General features: G+C 64.3%; 25 protein-coding genes and 1 pseudogene. 22 read left to right on the top strand and 4 right to left on the bottom strand.

Annotated features, from left to right (window positions below; translation table 11 throughout):
- Positions 1-70: 70 nt before the first annotated feature.
- Positions 71-853 (bottom strand): SDR family NAD(P)-dependent oxidoreductase, encoded by a 783-nt coding sequence (locus GSQ83_RS15395; protein ID WP_158803760.1) that lies wholly within the window; start codon positions 851-853, stop codon positions 71-73.
- Positions 854-879: 26 nt separating this feature from the next.
- Complete coding sequence (locus GSQ83_RS15390; protein WP_254065716.1) at positions 880-2,151, bottom strand: CaiB/BaiF CoA-transferase family protein; 1,272 nt, start codon at positions 2,149-2,151, stop codon at positions 880-882.
- Positions 2,152-2,280: 129 nt separating this feature from the next.
- On the opposite strand from GSQ83_RS15390, the gene GSQ83_RS15385 reads away from it, so the two are divergent.
- The 20 genes and pseudogenes from GSQ83_RS15385 (at position 2,281) to GSQ83_RS15295 (ending at position 22,107) form a co-directional block, all read left to right on the top strand.
- Positions 2,281-3,264 carry a LysR family transcriptional regulator gene (locus GSQ83_RS15385; RefSeq protein ID WP_254065715.1) on the top strand — a complete coding sequence of 328 codons (984 nt, stop codon included), beginning with the start codon at positions 2,281-2,283 and terminating at the stop codon, positions 3,262-3,264.
- A 123-nt stretch (positions 3,265-3,387) separates the two neighbouring features.
- Positions 3,388-5,016 (top strand): GMC family oxidoreductase, encoded by a 1,629-nt coding sequence (locus tag GSQ83_RS15380; RefSeq protein ID WP_158803757.1) that lies wholly within the window; start codon positions 3,388-3,390, stop codon positions 5,014-5,016.
- Between the two features lie 15 nt (positions 5,017-5,031).
- Positions 5,032-6,513, top strand: a complete 1,482-nt coding sequence (locus tag GSQ83_RS15375; protein WP_158803756.1) for an aldehyde dehydrogenase — start codon at positions 5,032-5,034, stop codon at positions 6,511-6,513.
- A gap of 5 nt (positions 6,514-6,518) precedes the next feature.
- Positions 6,519-7,313 carry a CoA ester lyase gene (locus tag GSQ83_RS15370; protein ID WP_158803755.1) on the top strand — a complete coding sequence of 265 codons (795 nt, stop codon included), beginning with the start codon at positions 6,519-6,521 and terminating at the stop codon, positions 7,311-7,313.
- Between the two features lie 3 nt (positions 7,314-7,316).
- The gene (locus tag GSQ83_RS15365) at positions 7,317-7,820 is read left to right on the top strand and encodes a MaoC family dehydratase (RefSeq protein ID WP_158803754.1); all 504 of its coding nucleotides are present in this window, start codon (positions 7,317-7,319) and stop codon (positions 7,818-7,820) included.
- The gene (locus tag GSQ83_RS15360; RefSeq protein WP_158803753.1) at positions 7,817-9,082 is read left to right on the top strand and encodes a CoA transferase; all 1,266 of its coding nucleotides are present in this window, start codon (positions 7,817-7,819) and stop codon (positions 9,080-9,082) included. Before GSQ83_RS15365 ends, GSQ83_RS15360 begins: the two co-directional genes overlap by 4 nt.
- Before the next feature lie 79 nt (positions 9,083-9,161).
- The gene (locus GSQ83_RS15355) at positions 9,162-9,731 is read left to right on the top strand and encodes a hypothetical protein (RefSeq protein ID WP_216850222.1); all 570 of its coding nucleotides are present in this window, start codon (positions 9,162-9,164) and stop codon (positions 9,729-9,731) included.
- A gap of 46 nt (positions 9,732-9,777) precedes the next feature.
- The gene (locus tag GSQ83_RS15350) at positions 9,778-11,304 is read left to right on the top strand and encodes a sugar ABC transporter ATP-binding protein (RefSeq protein ID WP_158803752.1); all 1,527 of its coding nucleotides are present in this window, start codon (positions 9,778-9,780) and stop codon (positions 11,302-11,304) included.
- Complete coding sequence (locus GSQ83_RS15345; RefSeq protein WP_158803751.1) at positions 11,301-12,296, top strand: ABC transporter permease; 996 nt, start codon at positions 11,301-11,303, stop codon at positions 12,294-12,296. The genes GSQ83_RS15350 and GSQ83_RS15345 overlap by 4 nt, the downstream gene beginning before the upstream one ends.
- A complete protein-coding gene (locus GSQ83_RS15340) occupies positions 12,293-13,351 on the top strand; it encodes an ABC transporter permease (protein WP_158803750.1) in 1,059 nt (352 codons plus the stop codon). Before GSQ83_RS15345 ends, GSQ83_RS15340 begins: the two co-directional genes overlap by 4 nt.
- A 20-nt stretch (positions 13,352-13,371) precedes the next feature.
- The gene (locus GSQ83_RS15335; protein WP_158803749.1) at positions 13,372-14,604 is read left to right on the top strand and encodes a sugar ABC transporter substrate-binding protein; all 1,233 of its coding nucleotides are present in this window, start codon (positions 13,372-13,374) and stop codon (positions 14,602-14,604) included.
- Positions 14,605-14,667: 63 nt separating this feature from the next.
- The gene (locus GSQ83_RS15330) at positions 14,668-15,420 is read left to right on the top strand and encodes an SDR family NAD(P)-dependent oxidoreductase (RefSeq protein ID WP_158803748.1); all 753 of its coding nucleotides are present in this window, start codon (positions 14,668-14,670) and stop codon (positions 15,418-15,420) included.
- A gap of 35 nt (positions 15,421-15,455) precedes the next feature.
- Positions 15,456-16,745 (top strand): histidinol dehydrogenase, encoded by a 1,290-nt coding sequence (gene hisD, locus GSQ83_RS15325; RefSeq protein WP_158803747.1) that lies wholly within the window; start codon positions 15,456-15,458, stop codon positions 16,743-16,745.
- Positions 16,735-17,319, top strand: coding sequence for a hypothetical protein (locus GSQ83_RS15320; protein WP_158803746.1), 585 nt, complete (start codon positions 16,735-16,737; stop codon positions 17,317-17,319). Before hisD ends, GSQ83_RS15320 begins: the two co-directional genes overlap by 11 nt.
- A 10-nt stretch (positions 17,320-17,329) precedes the next feature.
- The gene (locus tag GSQ83_RS15315) at positions 17,330-18,208 is read left to right on the top strand and encodes an N-acyl homoserine lactonase family protein (protein ID WP_158803745.1); all 879 of its coding nucleotides are present in this window, start codon (positions 17,330-17,332) and stop codon (positions 18,206-18,208) included.
- 19 nt (positions 18,209-18,227) lie between these two features.
- Positions 18,228-18,614, top strand: a complete 387-nt coding sequence (locus tag GSQ83_RS15310; RefSeq protein ID WP_158803744.1) for a nuclear transport factor 2 family protein — start codon at positions 18,228-18,230, stop codon at positions 18,612-18,614.
- Positions 18,615-18,781: 167 nt separating this feature from the next.
- Positions 18,782-19,567, top strand: a complete 786-nt coding sequence (locus tag GSQ83_RS15305; protein WP_158803841.1) for a methyltransferase domain-containing protein — start codon at positions 18,782-18,784, stop codon at positions 19,565-19,567.
- A gap of 114 nt (positions 19,568-19,681) precedes the next feature.
- The gene (locus tag GSQ83_RS15300) at positions 19,682-20,470 is read left to right on the top strand and encodes a DUF1254 domain-containing protein (RefSeq protein ID WP_216850220.1); all 789 of its coding nucleotides are present in this window, start codon (positions 19,682-19,684) and stop codon (positions 20,468-20,470) included.
- Between the two features lie 41 nt (positions 20,471-20,511).
- Positions 20,512-20,712, top strand: a pseudogene (locus tag GSQ83_RS31375) (DUF1214 domain-containing protein); the annotation flags it as partial.
- Entirely contained in the window at positions 20,713-22,107 is a 1,395-nt protein-coding gene (locus tag GSQ83_RS15295) for a DUF1214 domain-containing protein (RefSeq protein WP_216850218.1), read from the top strand.
- 55 nt (positions 22,108-22,162) lie between these two features.
- Here GSQ83_RS15295 and GSQ83_RS15290 read toward each other — a convergent pair whose 3' ends face one another.
- Both GSQ83_RS15290 and GSQ83_RS15285 read right to left on the bottom strand, forming a co-directional pair.
- Positions 22,163-22,819 carry a glutathione S-transferase gene (locus GSQ83_RS15290; protein WP_158803743.1) on the bottom strand — a complete coding sequence of 219 codons (657 nt, stop codon included), beginning with the start codon at positions 22,817-22,819 and terminating at the stop codon, positions 22,163-22,165.
- A 35-nt stretch (positions 22,820-22,854) separates the two neighbouring features.
- Positions 22,855-23,712, bottom strand: a complete 858-nt coding sequence (locus GSQ83_RS15285) for an NUDIX hydrolase family protein (protein WP_158803742.1) — start codon at positions 23,710-23,712, stop codon at positions 22,855-22,857.
- Positions 23,713-23,769: 57 nt separating this feature from the next.
- On the opposite strand from GSQ83_RS15285, the gene GSQ83_RS15280 reads away from it, so the two are divergent.
- Positions 23,770-25,656: an ABC transporter ATP-binding protein/permease gene (locus GSQ83_RS15280; protein WP_158803741.1), complete on the top strand. Its 1,887-nt coding sequence runs from the start codon at positions 23,770-23,772 to the stop codon at positions 25,654-25,656.
- The gene (locus tag GSQ83_RS15275) at positions 25,653-25,931 is read left to right on the top strand and encodes a hypothetical protein (RefSeq protein WP_158803740.1); all 279 of its coding nucleotides are present in this window, start codon (positions 25,653-25,655) and stop codon (positions 25,929-25,931) included. Before GSQ83_RS15280 ends, GSQ83_RS15275 begins: the two co-directional genes overlap by 4 nt.
- Positions 25,932-25,950: the final 19 nt, after the last annotated feature.

The following is a 25,950-nucleotide window of genomic DNA, read 5'->3' as shown; positions in this document are numbered from 1 at the left end:
CATGGCTTGTGAGGCACGGCATGTCTTCACATGCCATGACGGAAGCAACCAGATGAGACTTCGGCGTAGCCTAGTCGGCGGTCCATCCGCCATCGATAATCATTGCGGTGCCTGTCATCAGCGAGGAGGCGTCCGAGGCGAGGTAGACAACGGCGCCCATGAGATCCTCGACCTGGCCGACCCGGCCGAGCTTGATCTTGCTCAGCACGTTGGTGCGAAAGCCTTCCTGCGCGAAAAACGGCCGGGTGAGCGGTGTTTCGATGAAGGTCGGGCCGATCGTGTTTACCCGGATGCCGAGCGGGCCGAGGTCGATCGCCATGGCTTTGGTCAGTCCCTCGACCGCGTGTTTGGTCGCGCAATAGACGGTGCGATGCGTGCCGCCGACATGGCCCATCTGGGACGACATATGGATGATGGAGCCGGGCCGCTTCTCCGCCGCCAGCCGGCGGGCGACGAGTTGCGAGACGAAGAAGGTGGCGCGCAAATTCAGCGCGGCGACGGCGTCGAAGTCTTCGAGAGTCACTTCCAGGAAATGCATCGGCCGATTGGTGCCGGCATTATTCACCAGGATGTCGTAAGGCGCCCGCGCGTCCAGCAGTGGGCCGAGGCTGGCGGATTCGGTGACATCCGCGACCAGGCAATCCGCGGCGCCACCCTCGGCGCGAAGGGCGGCGGCGACCGCTTCGATCTCGTCGCCGGTGCGCGAGAGCAGCGTGACATGCGCGCCCGCCTGGGTCAGCGCCGCCGCACAGGCAACGCCGATGCCGCGTCCCGCCCCCGTGACGAGCGCGCGCTTACCGTCGAGACGCAGCGACGGAAGTTGCGGAATGACAACGGGTTCGGAAGCTGACATGGCGGGACCGGACAGGATGTAGCCTTTCAGATAGCGCCGACGGCGCGCAACCGCGAGAGGTTGTCTTCATCGATTCCGAGAAGGTCGCTAAGGATTTCGGCTGTGTCGGCGCCGAGAGCGCGGCCGGTATGGCGGAAGACCGCCGGTGTTTCCGACAGACGCGGCACGGGTGATGGCAAAGTCACCGGACCGATGCGCGGATCCTCGGTCTCGAAGAAATTCCGGCGGGCGCGGTACTGGGGATCCTCGAAGATATCCGCGATTGAATAGACCGGGCCGCAGGGCACCCCGCCCTTCTGGCATTGGTCGAGCACCTCCGCCTGCGATAGGAGGCCGATCCAGTCGGCGACAATGGCATTGACCTCGGCGCGGCGTTCCACCCGAGCGACGGTCGTCGCGTAGAAGGGTGAGGCGGCGAGTTCGCCCCGGCCCATGACATCGGCAAGACGGGCGAACATGCGGTCATTGGTGCAGGCGACGGCGACCCAGTGGCCGTCCGCGGTGCGGTAGTGGCTATGCGGCACGACATTGATCGTATCCGGGCCCATGCGCTCGCGGATCGTACCGAATTTCGCATAGGCGGGCACGAGTTCATCGAGCAGGCGGAAGACGCTTTCGTAGAGGCCGACATCGATGAACTGGCCGGGGCCGCCATTCTGCACATCGCGCAAAGCGAGGAGCACGCCGATGGCGCCCCACATGCCGGAGATATAGTCGGCGAGCGAGGTCGAGCCGGGCACGACCGGCGGCCCGTCCGCCTCACCGGCAAGCGCGGTGAGGCCGCCGAAGGCATGGGCGATGCGGGCGAAGCCGGGTTCGTTCTTCTTGGGTCCGGTCTGGCCGTAGGCACTGACACGCAGCATGACGAGGCTGGGGTTGATCTCGCGCAAAGCCTCGAAGCCGACGCCCCATTTCTCCAGCGTGCCGGGACGAAAGTTCTCCAGCACGACATCGGATTTGGCGACGAGGTCGCGGAAGATTTGGGCGCCCTCCGCGGTTTTCAGGTTGAGCGTGACGGTCTTCTTGTTGCGGGATTCGCTGAGCCAGACGAGCGTATCGCCGCAATCCGTCGGCGTGCCGAAGCGGCGCAGTGAGTCGCCTTCGTTCGGCTGCTCGATCTTGATGACCTCGGCACCGAAGTCGCCGAGGATGGTGCCGCAGAAGGGCGCGGCGACGAAGGTCGCGATATCCAGCACGCGGATGCCTTCCAGCGCCTGTCTGCCGGAACCCGAGCCGCCAAGGAGGCCGGCGGCGGCCTTCAGAAGGCCATCAGCGGAGCCTGTTTCTGTTGTGTTCAAGCCCGTTCCCCCGCGGCGCCTCGACCGGGCGCCGCCTTGCAGGCTTAAAAGAGCAAGGCATGGTTGGACAAATGCAAATAAACGGGAGATTGGTTGGATTAAGCGATCAACCAAACGTGTGGAACGCCGATGCAGCCGATCATGAAGGTCAATCTCAAGCTCCTTCAGGTGTTTCTGCTGGTGGCCGAGCATGCGAGCTTCCGCTCCGCCGCCGATCAGGCGCGCCGCTCGCAATCCTCGGTCAGCACGCAGATCAAGCAGCTTGAAGGTCAGCTTGGCGTGGCACTTTTTCATCGCACCACCCGTTCGGTGCGGCTGACGGCGGAGGGCGAGCAACTTTTGGGCTGCGTGCGCCGGGCGCTGCATGAAGTCGAAGCCGGGCTGAGGAAGATCGAGGAGGCGGTGGATATGCGCCGCGGCCATGTCTCGATCGCCTGCTCCCCGACCGTGGCAAGCACCCGGCTGCCGCTGGTTCTGGCGGCCTTCGGGAAGGATTACCCGGATGTGCGGCTGAGCGTGCGCGAACTCACCTCCTCCGATCTGTTCGAGAGCCTACGCAAGCGGGAGGTGGATTTCGGCATTGGGCCGGTGCTGGACGAGCCCGATCTCGCCTTCCGGCCCATCCTGAAGGAAGAGATCTATGCCCTGGTGCCGCGGCGGCTGTTCCAGACCTTGCGGTCCAGCATCCGGCTTGAGGAGCTGGCGCGGATGCCGGTGCTGCTGCTGAACCCCGCCACGGCACTCCGCGCGCTGATCGAGCGGACGGTGGCGTCCCACGGCCTAACCCTCTCCACGAACTATCAGTTCACCCAGGTGCAGACGCTGATCGCGGCGGCGAATGCCGGGCTGGGAGTGGCGATCCTCCCCAAGATCGCGCTGCCCGCTAATCCGGGACCAGACTTGCAAGAATTGCGGATCGTCGAGCCGGTGATGACGCGGGAGATCGCTATCGTGACTTTGCGCGGGCAAGCTTTGTCCCCGGCGGCGCGAAAGCTCGCTGATCTCATTCCGGCTTTCATGGAAAGCAAAGCTCCCGGCGCCGGTGCGGAACGAGCCGGTTCGGCAAGGGCCGGTGGCCGAATGATCGTTTTAGCTAAAGAATTCGAGTCATAATGATAATTGTCTTGATGATGGGCGGCTTCTAGAGAGGGAACAAGCGTCTGACGTTAGGACAGGTCCTTCGGACTGGCCAAGCCAACAGCGCCGCCTGACGGCTACAGGGGAGCGTCGCATCGGATGTACGACTACATCATCATCGGGGCAGGGTCGGCGGGCTGCGTGCTTGCCAATCGGCTCACGGAGGATGGCAAGTCTCGGGTGCTGCTGCTGGAAGCCGGCGGCGCGAGCCGTAATATCTGGCTGAAAATCCCAGCGGGCACGCCGCGCCTCTATTCGAATGCGCGGGTGAATTGGCGATATTACACCTCCGAGGAGCCTGGGCTGAATAACCGCCAGGTCTATTGCCCGCGCGGCAAGACCCTGGGCGGCAGCAGCGCGATCAATGGCCTTGTGTATATGCGGGGCGTGCCACGCGATTACGATTTGTGGCGGCAGGCGGGCAATGCCGGCTGGTCGTGGAGCGACGTGCTGCCTTACTTCAAGAAAAGCGAGCGGCAGCAACGCGGCGCCGATGAGTTCCACGGCGCGACCGGCGAATTGGGCGTGAGTGACCTCGCCAAGCCGCATGTCGCGTCGCGTGCTTTCGTCGAGGCCGGGCAGGCCATCGGGCTGCCGTTCAACGCCGATTTCAACGGCGCGGAGCAGGACGGCATCGGCTATGTGCAATACAATATCCTGAACGGCGTGCGGCATTCCGCCGCCAGCGCCTTCCTCGATCCCGCAAAACGCCGGCAGAACCTCACCATCGAAACCGAGGCGCATGTCGCGAAGATCGTGGTGGAGAACGGCCGGGCGACCGGCGTGCGCTATCGCCGGGGCGGCGAGCTGAAGGAGGCGACGGGGCGCGAGATCATCCTGTCCGGCGGCGCGATAAACTCGCCGCAGCTTCTGCTGGTTTCCGGGATCGGGCCGGAGGATGAGCTGAGACGGCACGGCATCGACGTGGTGCATGTGCTGCCGGGCGTGGGCCGCAATCTGCAGGACCACATTTACGCGCATTACCTCTCCAAGGTTGATCCGGCGTTCTCGATCAACAAGCTGATCCTCAACTCGGCGAGCGCCCGCACGTCCTGGAAGCTGTTTCCGCATGTCGCGGAGTTTGTGCTCAAGCGCTCGGGGCTGCTGACCTCGGCGGCGGCGCAGGTGGCGGCGTTCGCGCGGTCTGGCCCGCATGTCGAAACGCCGGATTTGCAGATCCAGTTTCGCCCCTTCAGCATGATCATCACCAAGGAAGGCCGCTTCGTCGCCGAAAGCCATGCGGCGGTCACGGCATCCTGCAGCCATATCCGGCCGCATTCGCGCGGAGCCTTGACCTTACGCTCCGCCGATCCCTTCGATGCGCCGGATATCCGCTTCAATTACCTCACCGCGCAGGAAGACCAGCGCGCGATGATCGAGGGTATCCGCATCGTGCGCCGCATCTTCGCGGCCTCGCCCATGGCCGAGCATGTGGCGGGTGAGGCGGTGCCCGGCGCCGATAAGCAGAGCGACGCGGAGATACTCGGCTATCTCAAGCAATTCGCGCAGGCGATGTATCATCCGGTCGGCAGTTGCCGGATGGGCAATGATTCGCTCGCGGTGGTGGATGACCGGCTGCGGTTGCGTGGCATCGACGGGCTGCGGGTGATCGATGCATCGATCATGCCGTCCATCGTATCGGGGAACACCAACGCCCCGGTCATCATGATCGCGGAAAAAGCCGCGGTGATGCTGCGCGAAGACAACCGCCTCGCCATGGCCGCCTGAGCTAGGAGAACGACAATGCAAACTTACAAGATGCTGATCGGCGGCGAATGGGTCGAGGCCGCGAATGGCGAGACCTTCGAGACATTCAATCCGTACACGGGTGAGGCCTGGGCGAATATTCCACGTGGCCGGGCGGAGGATGCGGATCGCGCCGTGCAGGCCGCCAGCCGCGCCTTCGAGGATGGCGAGTGGTCGCGCATGAATGCGACCGCGCGGGGCCATATCATGCGTCGCCTCGGCGACCTCATCACCGAGAATGCGCAGCACCTCGCCGAGATCGAAGTGCGGGACAATGGCAAGCTGTTGTCCGAGATGCTGGGCCAGACGCGCTACGTGCCGCAGTGGTTCCATTATTTCGGTGGCCTGGCCGATAAGCTGCAAGGCGCCGTCATCCCGATAGACAAGGCGAATACCTTCAACTTCACGCGGCATGAGCCGCTGGGCGTTTGCGTCGCCATCACCGCGTGGAATTCGCCGCTGTTGCTGGCGGCCTATAAGCTCGGGCCGGGGTTGGCGGCGGGGAATACCTTCGTGCTGAAGCCGTCGGAATTCACCTCGGCCTCGGCGCTGGAGTTTGGCAAACTCGCGGAACAGGCGGGGCTGCCGCCGGGCGTGATCAATATCGTCACCGGCTTCGGCGCGGAAGTCGGCGAGCCGCTGGTGGCGCATCCCAAGGTCGCGAAAGTCGCTTTCACCGGCAGCGAGATGGGCGGCCAGCGGGTTTACGAGACGGCGGCGCGCGGGCTTAAGCGGGTGACGCTGGAGCTGGGCGGCAAGTCACCGAACATCGTTTTCGGTGATGCCAAGCTTGAGAATGCCGTGAAGGGCGTGGTCGGCGGCATTCTTGGCGCGACGGGCCAGACTTGTGTCGCCGGATCGCGCTTGTTGGTTCAGCGCAAGATCCACGACGAGTTCGTCGAACGGGTGGTGGATTTCGCGCGCACGGCGAAGCTGGGTGATCCGATGGAGCGGACGACGCAGATCGGGCCGGTAACGACGCCGCCGCAATACCAGAAGGTCCTGCACTACATCGATGTCGCGAAGCAGGAAGGTGCGAAGTGCCTGCTCGGCGGCGGGCCGGCACCGCATCCGGCGGGCGGCAATACAAGCCAGTTCGTGCAGCCGACGATTTTCGGCGATGTGCGCAACGACATGCGGATCGCGCAGGAGGAGGTCTTCGGACCAGTTCTCGCCTGCATTCCCTTCGAGGATGAGGCGGAGGCTTTGGCGATCGCCAATGACAGTCCGTACGGTTTGGCGGCGGGTTTGTGGACGCAAGATATGAACCGCGTGTTGCGGATGTCGGAGCGGCTGCGCACCGGCATGGTCTGGGTGAATATGTATCGGGCGGTCAGCTATATGTCGCCCTTCGGCGGCGCGAAGCGTTCGGGCGTCGGCAGCGAGAATGGCGCGGAAGCCATCCTCGATTACGTCCGCAGCAAGAGCGTGTGGATCAGCACGGCGGAGGAAACGCCGGATCCCTTCGTGCTTGGTTGACACGGATGCAGTCCATCACCGCGCCGCTTTTCGTTCCGGGCGATCGACCCGAGCGGTTTCTGCGTGCGGCGCAATCGGGCGCGGATGCGGTCATTATCGATATCGAGGATGCCGTGTCGCCCGATCACAAGGCGGCGGCGCGGGCGAATGCGGCGAGCCACGGCGTTACCGGCTGTCCGGTTCTGGTTCGGATCAATGCCGAAGGATCGGCTTGGTTCGAGGAGGATTTGGCGATGCTGCGCGTCGCGCCGCCGGATGGCGTGGTTTTGGCGAAGGCGGAATCCGTCGCTGTGATCGCCCAGATCGTCGCGGCTTGCCCGGCGGCGTTCGTGGTGCCTTTGGTGGAAACCGCGCGGGGCATGGCGGCGTTGGCGGAGTTGCTGCGGGCGCCTGGGATCGCGCGGGCGGCTTTCGGTTCGCTGGATTATGCCGCCGATCTCGGTTGTTCTTCGGACTGGGAGCCGATGCTGATGGCGCGGTCGGAGATCGTGCTGCGCTCCCGCCTTGCCGGTATCGCGCCGCCGCTGGATGGCGTGACGCCGAATGTGGAGAATGTGGAACTGACGGCGGAGGAAGCGCGGCGCGCGCGGGCGATGGGTTTTGGCGGCAAGCTCGCGATTCATCCACGCCAGGTCGGGCCGATCCGCGAGGCTTTTCGGCCGAGCGAGGCGGAACGCGCTTGGGCTGCCGAGGTTTTGGCGGCGGTCGCGGCTGATCCGCGCGGCGCGCTGCGGGTGGCGGGGGCTTTGGTCGACAAGCCGGTGATCGAGCGCGCGCAACGCATTGCGGCGGTGGGCTGAGGAATGTCGGCAAAAGCCCCTACCGAAAAACGCCGCTGGCCGCTGACGGGTCGCTTTCTCGAGGATTTCGCGGTCGGCGATCAATATGAGCACTGGCCGGGGCGTACGATTACCCAGGCGGATAATACGCAGTTCAGCCTGCTCACGATGAACCGGCATCCGCTGCATTGCGACGCGAATTTCTCTGCCGCCACCGAATTCGGACAGATGCTGGTCAATAGCGGGCTGACCGTCGCGATCGTGCTTGGGATGACGGTCGATGACGTGAGCCTCAATGCCGTGGCAAATCTCGGCTGGAAGGAAATCGCGCTGACCGCGCCGGTTTTTCCCGACGATACGATCTATGCGCGATCCGAGGTAACGGAGGTACGGCCCAGCCGTTCGCGTCCGACGCAAGGTATTGTCACTACGCGCACCGAGGGGTTCAAGCAGGACGGGGTGGTGTTTCTCACCTTCATCCGTTCCTGCCTGGTCCCGACCCGAGCGTCTGTGGAGGCGGCGCGATGACCTATCCGCTGCTGGCCGGGATTCGGGTGATCGAGAGTTCGGCCTTTATCGCGGCGCCGCTGGCCGGGCTGACGCTCGCGCAATACGGCGCCGATGTCATCCGCTTCGACCTGATCGGCGGCGGCATCGATTACAACCGGCTGCCGATGATGCCGGGTGGACGCAGCCTCTATTGGACGAGCCTGAACAAGGGCAAGCGCTCGGTCGCCATCGATATTCGCAAGCCCGAGGGCCGGGACTTGCTGCGCGCGCTGGTGACGGCGCCGGGGCCGGAGGGCGGCATTCTGCTGACCAACGTGCCGACGCCTTGGCTGTTGCATAAAGCGCTGGTCGGTGCGCGCCCCGATCTCATCAGCTGCACGATCGAGGGCAATGCGGATGGCTCGACGGCGGTCGATTACACCGTCAACTGCGCCACGGGTTATCCGATGCTGACCGGCGATGGCACACGCGCCAAGCCGGTGAACCATGCGTTGCCGGCCTGGGATTTGGCCTGTGCCTATCAGGCGGCTTTTGGTCTGACCGCGGCTATCCTGCGGCGCCGCGCGACCGGCGAGGGTAGCGAAATGCGCCTGGCGCTGTCTGATGTCGCCTTCAGCGCAATGTCGCATCTCGGTGTGCTGGCGGAGGCGGAGCTGCTCGCCGAGGAGCGCCGGTCGATCGGCAATGACATTTACGGCGCTTTCGGCCGGGATTTCGCGACCGCCGATGGCGAGCGTGTGATGATCGCCGCGGTCTCCGCGCGGCAATGGCGCGCTCTCGCCGAAACCTGCGGCATCGCGGAGGCGATCGCGAGCATCGAGGCGGCACTTGGCGTGGATTACAGCCGCGAGGCCGATCGTTACGAAGGCCGCGACATCATTGCGAGCCTCGTCAAGCGCTGGGTGGAGGCGCGGAGCCTGGCCGAGATCGCGAGCGAATTCGATGCCGGTGGCGTGTGCTGGGGTCAATACCGCTCGGTGCGCGAGTTGATCGCCGATGATGCGCGAGTTTCAACGGCGAGCGCGATCTTCGACGAAATCGAGACCTCGGGTGTGGGGCGCCATCGGGCTGCTGGCGCCACCATTCGTTTGTCGGACATGACGCGCGGGGAAACGCAGCCCGCGCCATTGCTTGGTGCCCAGACCGACGAGGTTCTGAGCGAGGTCCTGGGACTACCGCAAGCGGCGATCGGGGCGTTGCATGATCGCGGCGTGGTGGCGGGGCCGGAGGCCGATCCGCTCTTTCCACAGCGGGGAGAGGTCAGGAGCTTTGCAAATTGACGCGTTTGTTCAGCGCTCTATGCTGAGATGAGACGGAATAACGAAGCCAGCACGGCATTTGCCATGGGGAAACGGATCGGTGGCTGAAACTCTCAATAGGTTTGGCGTTTCGCGGCAGAAAATGTTGCAGCGCGTTGCCCGCTTCAGCGACTTGCAGGGGTCTGACGGGGGCTTGCCCGATAGCCGTATGCCGAGCGCTGAGCGCAAGCTTTACAACGTCATCGGCTTCCAGCCGCCGAAGAATAGCGGTGGCGCCGTGACCTCTCCGGTTGGCGACGTTGCGGCGAAGTTAGCCGCCATCAAGATCTCCGAAGGGTTCAATCTTGGTTACTGCCGTGCCAAGCCGGGGCGCGGGCCGATGATGCACAATCACGACACCAACGAGACCTTCATCCCGATGACGGGAACCTGGCGCTGTAGCTGGGAGAATGAGGAGGGCGCCGTCGAGCATGTCGATCTGGGGCCGCTCGATGTGGTGTCCTTCCCGCCTGGCGTCGCGCGCCGTTTCGAGAATGTGACGGCGGGCAATCCGGAGGAGGAGGCCATCCTCATGTTCGTGATTGCCGGTGATGGGCCACGCGCGGAATTCACTGACGAGGCCATGCAGGAAATACAGGAAGCGGGCGTGTTGACGCCGCGCCCTGCCTGAACGCATCGGCGAGACTGGAAGGCAGATATTGGCTTTGGACGCTCAGATGACCGGGACGCGGGCGAGTGTGGATGGGGCGGCGCCCTATCTCCGCGCCGAGGGTCTGACGAAAGCCTATGGCGCGACGGTGGCCCTGGCGCATGTCACGCTGGATGTGGCGGCGGGCGAGGTGCATGCGCTGCTGGGCGAGAATGGCGCCGGCAAATCGACGCTTGTGAAGATCCTCAGCGGCATCGTGACGCCGGATCGCGGCACCTTGGAAGTCGCTGGCAGGCCCTTCACGCCGGGCAATCTGCTCGGCGCGCGGGCGGCCGGTGTTTCGACGGCGTTCCAGGAACTCAGCCTGCTGCCCAATCTGAGTGTCGCGACCAACCTCATGCTGCCGCATCTGCTGAAGGGCGTCGGCGGCATCGCCTCCGCCCGGCGAAACGAGCAGGCGGCTTCCGCGTTGTTGCAGGAGTTCGGCATCGATACCGTCGATCCTCGCAGCCTGATCGCGGATCTTTCGCTCGCCGAGAAGCAGCGCGTCGAGATCGTGCGGGCTTTGGGCCACCGGCCGAAGCTGCTGGTGCTGGATGAGCCGACGGCCGCCTTGGCCGAGCCGGGATGGCTGTTCGAGATCGTCGAGCGGCTGACGGCGCAGGGTGTCGGCATCCTCTATATCTCGCACCGGCTGGCCGAGGTGCGGCGGCTTTGCCGGCGCGGCACCGTGCTGCGCAATGGCCGGTCCATCGCGACCGTCGATCTGACGGGCACACCGGATTCCGAGATCTTCCGCATGATGGTCGGCACGTCCCAGGATGAGGCGACGCACGCGGTTCCGAAACGTCGGGAGACGACGCCGCGGCTATCGGTTCGCGGGCTCTCGGGCCGTGGCGTGCATCAGGTGAGCTTCGAGGTCGGAGAAGGCGAGATCGTTGGTGTCGCGGCTCTGGAGGGGCAAGGGCAGCGGCCGCTCTTTCGTATGCTGGCCGGGCTGGAGCCGATAAGCGCGGGCGCCGTGAGCATCGACGGCAAGACCGCCGATCTGCGCTCGGTGGCGACGGCGCTCAAATCCGGCATCGGATTCCTGCCGGAGGAGCGGAAGACGGAGGGCATCTTCCTCGGCCTCAAGACCGCCAGCAATGTGTCGCTGCCAATTCTGGAGCGGGTGCGCCGTGGCGGGCTGATCAGCCGGCGGATGGAAGCGGAGGCCGTGGCGGCCGTCGGGCTGCAGGTCGATCTGCCGAAACGCTATCAGGGAATGCGGATCTCGGCGCTGTCGGGTGGCAACCAGCAGAAGGCGCTGCTCGCCCGGGTGCTGGTTTCCGGTGCCCGCAATCTTGTGCTCTTCGACCCGACGCGCGGCGTCGATGTGGGCACCAAGCAGGTGATCTACGGGGCGATCCGGGACTTTGTGGCGAGGGGCGGCTCCGCGCTGGTCTACTCCACCGAACTCGCCGAGCTGGTGCATCTCGCGCATCGCTGTCTGGTCGTTTATGGCGGCCGGATCGCGGGCGAACTGGCCGGCCCGGCGCTGACGGAGGACCGGCTGGTCAGTTTGGCGACCGGACATGGGGATCTCGCGGCATGAGTGCCGTTGTCTCCCAAACACAAGTGCCGCGGTTTCGCCGGCCGGTGCTGGGCCGCCTGCTCGGCAGCGGCACCGCGATGGTCATCGCGATCTATATCCTGCTGATGGTCATCTACGCGCTGTTCCAGAGTGACGCGCTGTCGGCGACGCAGTTCAGCGACCAGCTCAGCAATGGCCTGCCGCTCGCCTTGGCGGCGGCGGGTGGGACGCTGGTGGTGCTCATGCGCGGCTTCGACCTTTCGGTCGCCGGGGTGATCGCTCTGGCCGATGTCCTGACCGCGACGCATTCCTCCGACGGCCCGATGGGCGCGCTGCTCACCCTCGCCATGGTGGTAGGCGTCGGGCTTCTGGTCGGCGCGGTGAATGGTTTTCTGGTGGCTTATGCCGGGCTGCAATCGATCGCCTGCACGCTCGCGACGATGATCATCTGCAGCGGTGCGGCGCTGCTGGTGCTGGATGCGCCGGGCGGGAACGTGCCTGATTTCATCAGCGACAATCTCACCGGGAATATCGGCTTTGTGCCGGTGCCGTTCATCATTGTCCTGGCCGTGCTGCTCGGCTGGGCGGCGCTGAAGCGGACGAACTGGGGCGTCGGCATCTACGCACTCGGGGCCGATGAGACGGCGGCGCAATTGGCGGGCGTGCCGGTGCGGCGCGTGAAGTTCTTCGCCTTCTGTCTTGCGGGCGCGCTGTACGGCGTCGCCGGGATGATGCTGACGGCGGTGACCTCCAACGGTGATCCGGGTGCGGGCACGAGCTATCTGCTGCTGGTTTTCGCGGCCATCGCGATCGGCGGCACGACCTTTACCGGCGGGCGAGGCGGTTTGCTCGGTTCGATGATCGGTGCCGCAACCTTGATGCTGTTGCAGAAGGTGTTGTTCTCGGTGGGCGTTTCGTCCTTCTACACCGGCATCGGACAGGGCCTCATCATGATCGCCGCCGTTTTGATCGCGGCCTTCTCGGCGCGGCTGGCGCGGAGGATGCCGGAATGAGCCAAGCCAATCCCGCGCCGCCGCCGTTGATCGATACCCGCACCTCCGGCCGCGCCCTGGGCAGTGAGGTGGTGACGCCGCTGGTGCTGTTCGGGCTGACGGTTCTGCTCGTCATCGCCTCGCGCTGGATCAGCCCGAGCCTTGGCGGATTGCACCAGGTCTCGGCGATCATCGTGCTTTCCGCCTTCCTGATGGTGGTGGCTTTTGGCCAGCAGATGGTGGTGCTGATCGGCGGGCTGGATCTTTCGATCCCCTCGCTGGTGACGCTGGGCGGCATCCTGACTTATGCCTGGACCACGCAATCGGGCTGGTCGTTCATCTGGATCCTGCCGGCGGCGCTGGTCGTTACGGGCTGCGTCGGCGCGCTGAGTGGAGCGGGGGTCGCGTGGCTGCGTATCCCGCCCTTCATCATGACTTTGGCGATGGGGATCATCGTTTACAGCGCCTCGCTGGGCATCACGGCGGGCACGCCGCGCGGCCACGCCTCCCCCGCCCTCGCCAGTCTTTTCACCGGCCGCATCCTGGATCTGCCGCCGATCATCTATCTCATGGTGATTTTCGTTATCTTCTGCACGCTGCTGCAATCCTCGACGCCCTTTGGCCGGCGGCTCTACGCGCTTGGCACCAGCCCGACGGCGGCGCATGTGGCGGGGCTGCCGGTCGGGCGGCTGACGGTCGCGACCTATGCGATCAGCGCGGCGGCGGCAGGGGGCGCGGGCTTCCTGCTGGTTGGGTACGCGGGCGGCGCGACACTGACCATGGGGCAATCCTACCTGTTGCCTTCGGTGGCGGCCGTCGTCGTCGGCGGCACATCGATCCTCGGCGGTCGCGGCAACTACGTGAGCGCCGTGGCCGCGTCACTGCTGTTGACGACCTTCTCCACCATCATTTCCTCGGTCCAGATTCTCGAGGGCTGGCGGACGATCATCTACGGCTTGGTCATCCTGGTCGCCATCGGGGCGCTGCGGGAGGACTTGCCGCTCTGGTTCAGCCGGCTGATGCAGCGCCCGGCGCCGCGACAGCCGGCGCCGCTCGTTGCAAGCGATTCCAAATAACCAAGAACGAAGGGACGAACATGTTCAAGACGGGTTCACTCAAGAGGCTGGCTTTGGGCCTCGTGGTCGGCGCGGGGCTCGCTCTCGGCGGGCTCGGCGGCGCCGCACATGCGGCTGACGCCAAGAAATACAAGATTTATCTCAGCCTCAGCTACAGCGGAAACGCCTGGCAGAGCGAAGCCGCGAATATCGTCAAGGCGCTGGCCGCGACACCGCCTTACGACAAGCTCGTCGATCTCAAGGAGGTCATTTCCGGTACCGACGTACAGGCTCAGATCTCGGCCTATGAGAGCATGATCGCCGATGGCGCCAATGGCATCATCAGCTTTCCGATCTCGTCGAGCGGCCTGAACAAGGCGATCCGGCGCGGCTGCAAGAAGGGCGTGCTGATCTGGGTCTATGACGGCATGGTCACGGAACCCTGCGCCTATAGCGTGAGCTATCTCGGCAGCGGCTTCGGCGAGAATACCGCGCAGTATCTCGTCAACCTGCTGCATGGCAAAGGCAATATCTTCCTGAGCCGTGGCGTCGCCGGCAACATGGTCGATAAGCGCCATGTCGACGGCGCGATGAGCGTCTTCAAGAAATACCCGGACATCCACATCGTCGCCGATTACTACGCGAATTGGGACGACCAGACGACGCAGCTAGAGACCGCCAAGGCGCTTGCGGCACATCCGGATGTCGATGGCATCTTCGCGCAGGCTGGCGAGGATGGCGCGATCAAGGCGATGATCGCTTCCGGCCGCCAGAAGCTTCCGTTCCTGACGGGCGAGAACTCCAACGGCTTCCGCCTTGCGCTCGCTAACCCCGACTACCAGAAGCGCGGCTTCAACGGCGTTTCCTCCGGCTCGCCGCCGGCCTCTTCCGGCGTTGCCTTTAAGCTCATGATGGAGCAGCTGGTGAATGGGCGGAAACTGCCCTTCCACAACGTGCTGTATCCGCTGCCCTGGACGACCGCCGAAGAAGTGAAGATCTGCACCGGCGACCGGATCGAGAATGGCTGCAACGCCTTTCCGGCCAGCAAGGTTCCCGATAGCTTCGTGACCCAGGTCTTCAACGAGAAGTGGCTGCCGGAAGCCTCGCTGGTCTCAGCACTTGAGGGCAAGCCCACGCCGGGCGCCACCATCCAGCCGCTACCCGGCAACGACAACTTCCAACAGGCGCCGGATATGCCGGGCATCGATTGCAACAACTGCACGCCGCCCGCCGACCTCTACAAGCTCACGAAGGTTAAGCCCTTCAACGGCTGATGCGTTCCGCTTGCTTCACTGGGAGGGCGCGACATGCGCTCTCCCACCTCACTGGATTGTCCCATGAAGCTGCTTGAAAACCGTGTCGCGATCGTCACTGGGGCGGCATCGCCCAGAGGCATCGGCCTCGCGACCGCGCGCTTGCTCGTCGAGCATGGCGCGCGCGTCGCGATCATCGATTTGCGCGCGGAAGACGCGGAAGCCGCGGCGCGCGAACTCGGCAGCCATCACATGGGATATGGCTGCGATGTGGGCGATCGCGCGGCGGCCAATTGCACTGTCGAGCGTGTGCTGCGCGATTTCGGGCAGGTCGACAGCCTGCTCAACTTCGCGGGTATCAGCCGCTCGACGAAGGTCATGGATATCGCGGCGGAGGAATATGACGCGGTCATGCGCATCAACCTCGGCGGCACCATGAATATGTGCCAGGCGGTCATACCGCCGATGCGCGCGGCGAAGCGCGGCAATATCGTTTGTATCGGCTCAGTGGCGGCGCTGCGGGGCGGCGGGTTGTTCGGTAGTTCCCATTACGCGGCGTCGAAGGGAGGCGTGCATAGCCTCGCCAAGGCATTGGCCCGCGAACTGGGTCCGGACGGCATTCGTGTGAACGCCATCGCGCCGGGCATGATCGACACCGACATCTTCCAGGGCAAGCTGACCGACGAGAAGCGCGCCGAGATACTGGCGACAATTCCGCTCGGCCGCCTCGGCCAGCCACGCGATGTCGCCGAGCTGGCGCTGTTTCTGATCAGCGACTGGTCATCCTGGATCACGGGAACGATCGTTGACGTCAATGGCGGCGGGCATATCCACTGAGCGACCGCGCCTGACCGCGCCTTAGGAGTACGATTATGATCCGCCAGCTTAAGCACGGCGCGAGCGAGCAATCCGCGAAGGACGCGGATCGCAAGACACGACAGACCGTTGAGGCGATCCTCGACGATGTGAGCGAGCGCGGCGACGCGGCGGTGCGTGAGCTTTCCGTCAAGTTCGACAAATACGAGCCGGCGCAATTCCGGCTTTCCGGCAATGAGATCAAGGCGCTGATCGATAGCCTGCCGGCGCAGGTGATCGAGGACATCAAATTCGCGCAGACCCAGATCCGCCGCTTCGCTCAGGCGCAGCGCGCGACGATGACGGAGTTGGAGGTCGAGACGCTGCCGGGGATCAAGCTCGGCCATAAGCTGATCCCGGTCGCGAGTGTCGGCTGCTATATTCCTGGTGGCCGCTACCCGATGGTCGCCTCGGCGCATATGAGCATCCTGACGGCGAAGGTGGCGGGCGTGCCGCGCGTCATTGGCTGCACGCCGCCGCTGAACGGCAAGCCGCCGGCCGCCACGATTGCCGCCATGTCGCTGGCTGGCGCGGATGAGATCTATGTGCTCGGCGGCATTCAGGCGGTGGCGGCGATGGCGCTCGGCACGGACAGCATAAAGCCGGTCGATATGCTTGTGGGACCCGGCAATGCCTTCGTGGCGGAGGCCAAGCGCCAGCTTTACGGCCGTGTAGGCATCGACCTTTTCGCGGGACCGACCGAGACGCTCATCATCGCCGACGATACGGCGGATGCGGAGATCTGCGCGACCGATCTGCTGGGACAGGCGGAACACGGGCCGACCTCGCCCGCGATTCTGCTCACCACCTCCAAGCGCATCGCGGACGGGATCGAGGCGGAGATCGCGCGGCAGCTCGCGCGGCTGGCGACGGCGGATGTGGCGTCTGTCGCATGGCGTGACCATGGGCAGATTATTCTCTGCGATACCGACGAGGAATTACTGTCGGAAGCCGAGCGCATTGCCTCGGAGCATGTGCAGGTGATGACGCGGGAGCCGCGCTGGTTCCTGGAGCGGATGACGCAATACGGTGCGCTGTTCCTCGGCGCGCGCACCAATGTCGCGTTTGGCGACAAGGTGATCGGCACCAATCACACGCTGCCGACCAAAAAGGCGGCGCGCTATACGGGCGGCTTGTGGGTCGGCAAGTTCATCAAGACGGTGACCTATCAGGAGGTCCTGACGGATGAGGCGAGCGCGATGATCGGCGAATATTGCTCGCGGCTCTGCGCCATCGAGAATTTCGCCGGGCATAAGGAACAGGCTGATATCCGCGTGCGCCGCTATGGTGGCCGCAATGCCGCCTGAGCCCCGCAATTTCGCGAGCGCCCGGCGGATCGAGGATGGCGCGGGACTGCCCGTTCTCGGCAATGCGCTGCCGGATCTTCCCGACGATCTGCCCGAAATCCTGACGGCGGATCTGGACGACGCGACGACGGCCTATGTGCTGGAGGCGAGGGTCGCTTTCGACGGTATGCGTCGGGCGGCGGCGCAACTCGCGGGACTGCTGCTGGTGGCCGCGACGGGTGGGCGCAGCGGACAGGATCATCCGATGCTGGCCCTCGCCATCGAGGCGCATCGCGGGGCCGCCGATACGCTTAATGCGCTGACCGCGCCGCCGCGCGCGACGCATCATCATCGCCATCTGATGCAGGCCGAGCATGCGCTGGGCGTCGCGCTGGAACGCGCGCGCGGGCATCTGCATCTGACGGAGGAGGCGCAGACCGCGATCAGCCGCCCGCTGTCATCGGCGATCGATCATCTGCGCTGGGCCGGCGGCGCGTTGCCGGGTTTCGAGATCGTGGCCTTTTCGCAAGGCTGCTGCGCTGCACACGTGCCGGCAAAACTGACGAGTGACGCGCCGACGATGCGCGGCGCCTAAGGGGGAAACAATGGCAAACTATTCGATCTGGGTGCTGGAATACGCGTATGTGCCTAGCTACCACGTGAGTGGCATCGTCTACGGCGCGCATAATCAGGGCTATCGCAAGCTTCCCTATTGCTATGTGCTCATCAAGGGTCAGGGCACGGTCGCGATGGTCGATGTCGGGTACAACGAGAAAGACGTGGGCGCCGAGATGGCGCGGCGCTTCGGGGTCGAGGCCTGGCAGAATCCCGAGACGGTCCTGAAGCAGGCGGGCGTCAAACCGGAGGAGGTCGAGCATATCTTCCTCAGCCACGCGCATTTCGACCACATGGGCAATACGGATGCCTTCCCGAAAGCGAAGTTCTATTTGCAGGAGCGGGAGCTTTCGAAATGGGTCTGGGCGATGGCGCTGGATGAGCGTTTCCGCTGGCTCAATATCGCGACCGATCCGGGCGATGTGATGCGGGTCGTGGACCTGGCGCGGCAGGGTCGTCTGGAGTTGCTCGATGGCGACAGGGACGATGTGCTGCCCGGCATCGATATCCGCAAGGCGGACGATACCCATACCTGGGGCTGCCAGTTCGTCACCGTGCGCAACGGCGATCGCAAAGGCAGCGATAGCTGGGTGCTCGCGGGCGATCTCGTCTACAGCTTCGAGAATCTGGAGGGGCAGGATCCCAAGGCGCCCACGCAATATATTCCGGTCGGACTCGCGGTGGGCAGCCAGACGAATCTGCTGTTCACGACAGATCAGATGGTGAAGGAAGGCGGCGGCAATTTGCAGCGGGTGATTCCGGTGCATGAGGAAGGGCTGCGCGATCGTTTTCCGTCGCGGATCAATGACCACGGCTTGCGCGTGACTGAGCTTTGTCTGGCCGACGGTCAGCGCAGTCTCGTCTCCTGAGCGCGAAGAGGGTTTAGCGATGTCGGACGATTGGGTGCAGGCGGCAGTCGAGGTGCAGAAGGAATGGAAGGCGGCTTTCGAGGCGCGGGATCTTCAGCGGCTGGGCGATCTCTACGCGGAGAAGACGGCGTTCTATGGCTCGACCGCGGCGTTCTACGACACGCCGGATGGGGTGCGGACCTATTTCACGCTGCTGCCACCGTCCTACAAGCGGTGCGAATACGCGGTGCCGAATATCGTGCGGCTGGGGCCGGAAGCGATGGGCGCGACCGGCGAGGTCATGTTTTATCGCGAGGACGACGGCAAGGAGGTCGAGCTGCCGTTCCGCATGACGCATGTGCTGGTGCGCGAAAAGGGACGGTGGAAGATCGCGACACATCATGCTTCGCCGCGACCGGCGCATTGACGTTCGGTGACGATGCCAGTTTGACGTCATCTTCGGCGAAGGCCGACGATCCACGCCTTATCTTTGTCCCGCGAGCAGGGAGGCGTGGATGCTCGGCCTTCGCCGAGCGTGACGAGGTGGCTTACAAGGTCAGTGCTTTTCGCAATTTAGTGCGGCAGGACTAGAGCCTGTCCGATCACGCGATCTTCGACCGTGCCGCCGTGCGGCGGCAGCGCGAGCGGGCGGCGGGGAGAGTGTCGCGTGTCGCCGATATTCTTTCGGACGTCGCCGACCGCTTGCTCGACCGGCTCGACGACACCACCCGGCATTTCGAACGCGCGCTCGATGTCGGCGGCCGGGGTGTTGTGGCACCGCGTTTGCGGGCGCGGGGTATCGAGACGGTGGCGATGGATTTTTCGCTCGCCATGGCGGGGCTTGGCGGCGCGCCGTTCGTGGCGGCGGACGAGGAGGTTCTGCCCTTCGCGCTCGGCAGTTTCGATCTGGTGGTCGCCAATCTCTCGCTGCATTGGGTCAATGATCTTCCGGGCGCGCTGATCCAGCTTCGGCGCGCGATGAAACCGGACGGATTGTTTCTGGCGAGCCTGCCGCTACTCGGCACGTTGGACGGCCTGCGGCGTGCGCTGACCGAGGCGGAGACGGAATTGCGCGGGGGCGCCAGTCCACGCGTTTCGCCATTCCCGGATTTGCGCGATCTCGCGGGGCTGTTGCAGCGCGCGGGCTTCGGCCTGCCGGTGGCGGATGGCGAGGAAATCACGCTTCTCTACGCCGATCCCCTGGCATTGCTGCGCGACCTTCAGGCGGCGGGCGAGTCCAATGCCATCCACGAGCGCGACCGCCGGATCCCCCCTCGCGCGCTATTCCCGTCGGCGCTGTCCCGGCTGCCGGTGACGGAGGAGGGGCGCGTGCGCGTGACGCTGCAACTCGGGGTGATGACAGGTTGGGCGCCGCCTTAGGGTGTTTGGGGAACGCTTTGCCCCCCGTAGGGCAATAGCGCAGACCAAACCGGCGGTTTAGGAGCGACCTAGTCTTGTGCTAGATATTCCTGGACGTCTGGACAGGAGGCACCGTTGAGAGCCAGAACCTTCCTAATTTCCACGGTAATGACGTTCGGGTTGGTTGGCGGTGCATTGGCGCAATCCTCGGGCAGCGCGATTCCCGTCACCCCCGATAATTTTCCCCGTGCCGAGAGCGACCTCTACTTCAGCAATGTGGTCAAGGACGGGGGACTGGGAAAATTCGTTCATCGTCGGGAACCGGCCGCGATCGACAATCAAACCATCATTCGACTAAATCGCGACACGCTATATTCCGCCGCGGTATTCGATCTCGACGCCGGTCCGGTCACCGTCACCATGCCGAACGCGGGCAAGCGTTTCATGTCGATGCAGGTTATCGATGAGGATCAGTATACCCCCGAGGTCGACTATGGTGCTGGCACCTATATCCTGTCTAAGGAGAAGATAGGCACGCGCTACGTGCTGATTGGCGTGAGGACGCTGATCGATCCATCCGACCCGAAGGATGTGGATGCGGTTCACGCCTTGCAGGACGCTTTGAAGATCGAGCGACCCGGCGGCCCAGGTAAATTCGAGGTGCCGCATTGGGATCAGGCAAGCCAGGCGAAGGTGCGTGAGGCACTGTTGGTTCTCGCATCGACGCTACCCGACACCAAGCACATGTTCGGCACCAAAGATTCCGTCGAACCCGTGCGCCGCCTGATCGGATCGGCCTCGGCCTGGGGAGGAAATCCGGAAAAGGATGCTTTCTACCTCAATGAGGTTCCCGCTAGAAATGATGGCACGACCATCTACAAGGTCACCGTCAAGAATGTGCCGGTCGACGGGTCTGGTCGGTAAGCGTCTACAACGCCAAAGGGTATTTCGAACCGAACCGGCTCAATGCCTATACGCTCAACAATATCACCGCCAAGCCAAATGAGGATGGCTCCATCACCATCCAATTTGGCGGCTGTGACGGGAAGGTCGCCAACTGCCTACCGACAACGAAGGGCTGGAACTATCTCGTGCGCCTCTATCGCCCGCGTGAAAATATTATAGACGGGACCTGGGTTTTTCCAAAGGCTGAGGCGGTGAATTAGATGTCGTTAGCCGATCGCTATCGCGTTTCGATCCGAGGTTTTGCTGGTTTCGCGAAGCTGGGAGCGGGAGCAATCGCGCTGTCCGTGCTCGCCGTGGCTTCCGGCGCCGCGAACGCACAGACGAGCGGGGTGATGGCGCATTCGGTCGCTAAACCGGACGAAGGGACAGTCTCGGACGCCTACATTTATCTGCTCTCGAGGCTGCTGGTCATCCGGCAAGAGCGAATGGACGAAAAGGCTGCTGGCTTCTCCTACAACGTCATCAGATACAATCCGCTGGGGTCATCGGATTTTGTGAACCCGAATTTCGACGTGGCTTATCTTGAGGCGTGGTTCGCCGTCGACGACAATTCAGCGGTCGTCCTCGAAGTGCCAAAGGTGAAAGAGCGCTATTACACGGCTCAAATCCTTGACGAGTGGGGCGAGGTCATCGCCAATATCAATGAACGCACCTTTCCCTCTAAGCCCTATGGCAAATTCGCTTTCACGAGGCCCGGGTCGAAAGTGGTCATCCCGGCTGACGCGACACGCATTGAGTTGCATTCGGCAAAGGCCAAGTTTCTCGGTCGGATCGAACTCAAGGGCGATCCCGCCGGAGCGATCGCGCTGCAAAAGCAGTTCAAGGTGACTGTGATCGGAACGCCGCGTATCGAGGCGTCGCCCACCATAGCAATGTTCGACAACAAATCTTTGGCCGGCGTGGAGGCCTTCGACAATGTTGATGCGGTTTTCGCCAGCGCACTCGACGTGTCTCCTACCGCAGCCGAGATGCAGCAGAAAGTGAGGGCTGTCGCCGCCTATGCGGCATCCGGCCCGCAGGCGCGGACCGCGCTTTCCGGCGAGCTGCGTGATCATGTTGTTCCCGAATTCGAGCAATATGCCTTCACGAAGAGTGCACCCTTTCGCAATCACTGGATTGGGGGCGCCCAGACCGGAAATTACGGCAAAGACTTCCGCCTACGCGCAGCCGTCGACTATGCGGGTATCTGGGCCAACGTGACCGATGAGGTCATCTACTTCGCCGCGACCCGGGATGCCGATGACAAGCCGCTCGACGGGAGCAAAAGCTACGTCATCCATTTTCCGGCGGACCGGCTGCCGAGCAGTGTGGTCGACGCGTATTGGTCGATCATACTTGTCGGCGTGCCAGATTATCGTGTGGTGCCGAACCCGCTCAATCGATTCAACTTCAACAGTTATTCGCCCCTGAAAAGCGCATCGGACGGGTCCCTGAGCATCGCCATTGGACCGAGGCCCGTTTCCGGTGTTCCGGAGTCCAACTGGCTTCCGTCATCCCCCGGGAAGCTGTTTTCGCTGACGTTCCGGACATACGTGCCCAGGGACGTCGTGAAGAGAGGCGATTGGTCACCGCCTGAGGTCAAGCCCGCGCCTTAAGTTGCGTTGCATAGTATGGGCTGTAGCGCCGATTGTCCGTTTCCGGATCGCCCAATCAAACAAGCGCCCCCGCCTTCTCCGACATCGTCACGCGGTTCTTCACGCTCGGGCGCTCCTGCATCTCTGTGTACCAAGCTCTCAGCGCCTCGCATTCCACGGGCAACGCCACGTCCACAAGCCCCGCGAAGATCAAGCCGCCGATGAGCGTGATGTCGGCCATTGAGAAGACCTCGCCGGCGATGAACGGCTGGCCGCGTAGAACGCCGTCGAAATACCGCATCCCCCTCAAGGCTTTGTCGCGCTGACGCAATCCCCATTCGGCGTTCTGGTAAAGCTCGACATGCGGGCCGAGCCCCGGTGTCGCGTGGTGGAAATACACACTGATGGCGTCGAGCAGTTCCAGCTCGGCGCGTTTGCTCATCATGTGGATCAAGCCCTTTTCGAGCGGTGTCCTGCCGGTGAGCGTGGGCGGGCCAGCAACCGCGTCGAGATATTCGGTGATGGCCGTGCATTCGGCGAGGAGGGTGCCGTCTTCGAGTTCGAGCACCGGCAGCGTGCCTGAGTAGTTCTTGGCGAGAAACGCGGGCTTTTTGTGCTCGCCTTTCCAGAGATCGACGGTCACAAACTCCACGCGCGATTGGAGGTTCTTCTCGGCCAAAGCGATACGGACGCGCGCCGGATAGGGGCCGGTGGGCCAATCGTAGATCTTCATTGTCGTGTCCTTTTGAGACGTTCTGCTTATGGTCACTAGATCGCCAGACCCTTCGGATCGTCCAGCGCCTCGCGCAACCCACGCGCTTCGGTGCCGTCGCCGAGCAGGCCCTCGCGGAGGAAGAGGTCGATCAGGACCAGGGTGACGTTGAACTTGAAGTCATCGGTCTCGGCCACCGCCTCCATGGCGCGGGCGATCGGCCAGAGGGCGAAGGACGACACCTCGCCATCGACCGGCTGGGGCGCGAAATCCTCCGGCAGGTCGAGGTCATAGCAATGGATGAGGTCGCGGCGGAGGCCTTCTCGGCGCTCCATCGCGTAGCGGATGCGGCAGACCGGGCGGGCGTAGTCGGCGAGTTCCGCTGAGATCGCCGCTTCCTCGGCGGCTTCCTTAATCAGCGTGTCATCGGGACCCATGCCGGCATTGATGCCGCCGGCCACGATGTGGTCGAGCTTGTTGGGGTCCAGCAACTTATCCGCCGCGCGATGCGCGACCCAGACATGCAGGCCGTCGGCACGGCGGACCAGGCCGTTCATATGCACGCCCTCGGCGTAAACGCCGAACTTCGGCAGGGCGCCGCGGTCGATCTGGGTGAGCACCGGGCTGCCCTCGGACGCGCGCACGTCGAAAGCCTCGCGCCGCCAGCGGAACCAGCCGTCGCGGCTCAGGCCCTCCGCGAGCGCCGGCAACTCGGCCGCCCGCGTGCTGGGCAGGGTGACGCCGCCGTCCGGGTCGGGGGTCAACCCAGCGGCGTCGGCGAAGGCGGCGGCGAGGTCGGGTCGCGGCCAGCCGACCGTCTCGGTGCCGATGCGGAGCGGGACGCGCTCGCCCGGCAGGACAGCATTGCGGCAGGCTGCCAGATGGCGGCGGAGGCCAGCGAGGGCAATCGTCATGCAGCCACCTTTCGAGCCCACCTTCCCAAGCGGGCGGCGGGACGCCACATTGGCGCCATGTCCCTCACGCGCCGCAAGACCCCGCAGGCGGACCGCGCGGGCCACCCCATTCGCAAGCTGCTGCCCTATCTCTGGCCCAAGGGCGACATGGGCGCGAAGGCGAGGGTGCTCGCTGCTGTCCTGTTCCTCATCCTCGCCAAGGTGGCGACGGTTTACGTTCCCATCGTCTATAGCCAGGCGATCGACCGGCTGGCGCCCAAGCATCTGCACGGCCAGCCGGCGGCGGTGCTGACCGTGCCGCTGGCGCTGATCCTCGGCTACTGCCTGCTGCGCATCGCCTCCGCCGCCTTCGGGGAGTTCCGCGACGCGGTCTTCGCGAAAGTGCAGCAGCATGCGGTGCGGCGGATCGCGCTGGAGACCTTCCAGCATCTGCATCGCCTGTCGCTGCGCTTCCACCTCGACCGCCAGACCGGCGGGCTGTCGCGGGCGATCGACCGGGGCACGACGGGTATCGAGCAGGTGCTGCGCTTCGCCGTCTTCAACATCATTCCGACGCTGTTCGAGCTGCTGCTGGTCACCGTCATCCTGTGGCGGCTGTTCGACTGGCGCTATGCGGCGGCGACGCTGAGCGCGGTGGCGCTCTATATCGTCTTCACGCTGTCCTTCACGAATTGGCGGGTGCGCTTTCGCCGGACGATGAACGAGATGGACAGCGACGCGCAGAGCAAGGCGGTCGATAGCCTGCTGAACTACGAAACGGTGAAATATTTCGGGAACGAGGCGCATGAGGCGTCGCGCTTCGACCGCGCGCTGGCCGGCTATGAGCGGGCGGCGGTGAAGTCGCAGGTGACGCTCAACATGCTCAATATCGGGCAGTCCATCATCATCGCGATGGGGCTGGCGGCGATCATGCTGCTATCGGCGCAGGGCGTGGTCTCGGGCAAGATGACGGTCGGGCGCTTTGTGCTCGCGAATACCTACCTCATGCAGCTCTATACGCCGCTGAATTTCCTGGGCTTCGTCTATCGCGAGGTGAAGCAGGGCTTGGTCGATACCGAGCAGATGTTCAAGCTCATGGCGGTGGGCGCCGAGGTCGCGGATGCGCCGGGCGCGCGCGCGCTGAGCCCCGCCGGCAAGGCGGCGACGGTGAGTTTCGATGGGGTGCATTTCGCCTACAACCCGCAGCGGGAAATCCTCAAAGGGGTGAGCTTTTCCGTGCCGCCGGGCGGCAACCTCGCTGTGGTGGGGCCGACGGGTGCCGGAAAATCAACCATCACCCGGCTATTGTTCCGTTTCTACGACGTGAACGAGGGCGCGGTGCGGATCGATGGGATCGATATCCGGGAGATGACGCAGGACAGCCTGCGCGCGGCGATCGGCGTGGTGCCGCAGGACACCGTGCTGTTCAACGACACCATCCGCTACAACATCGCCTACGGCAGGCCCAGCGCCACGCCGGAGGAGGTCGAGCGGGCCGCGCGCCTTGCCCAGGTGCATGACTTCGTGCTGACGCTGCCGCTCGGCTACGAGACCAAGGTGGGCGAGCGTGGGTTGAAGCTTTCCGGTGGCGAGAAGCAGCGCGTGGCGATCGCCCGGACCATCCTGAAGGATCCACGCGTGCTCATTTTCGACGAGGCGACGAGCGCCCTCGATACGCGGACGGAGCAGGATATCCAGACCGCGCTGCGGGCGGTGGCGCGGGACCGGACCACCATCACCATTGCCCACCGCCTCTCGACCATCGTGGATGCCGACGAGATCCTGGTGCTCGACGAAGGGCGCGTCGCCGAGCGCGGAACCCATTGGAGCCTCCTGGCGCGGGGCGGCATCTATGCCCAGATGTGGGCGGCGCAGGCGGAGCAGGAGGAGGGCCAGGCCATCGAGCAGGCCCTCGCCGAGCATGTCCCGCCAGACCGCCGCGCCGACGTGAAGGAAATGACATGACCGAGCCATTCGAAGACCGCGAGTCTCTGGAGAGCGCAACGCCCGACCTGAGGCATGCCGGGGCCGTGGTCGACCAGGCGATCGACTATATGACCAAGCAGAACATCGATGCGGTGGCGATCGCATCGGCATTGCTGGGCGGCGCATTGGGGATGCTGACGGCGCATATGACCTCCGAGGGGGTCATGGCCGTGCTCGACAACGCCAAGGCGAGTGTCGCGTCTGGCGAGTTGGAGGGGATGGGATCGGCCAATGTCCCGCATGGACACGCCTGACGGGCAGGCTATGCGCTTG

The sequence above is a fragment of the Acidisoma sp. L85 genome (genome assembly GCF_009765865.1).
Lineage (GTDB): Bacteria > Pseudomonadota > Alphaproteobacteria > Acetobacterales > Acetobacteraceae > Acidisoma.
The sequence above is the reverse complement of the archived record's forward strand: the minus strand, read 5'-3'. Positions and strand labels throughout refer to the sequence as shown.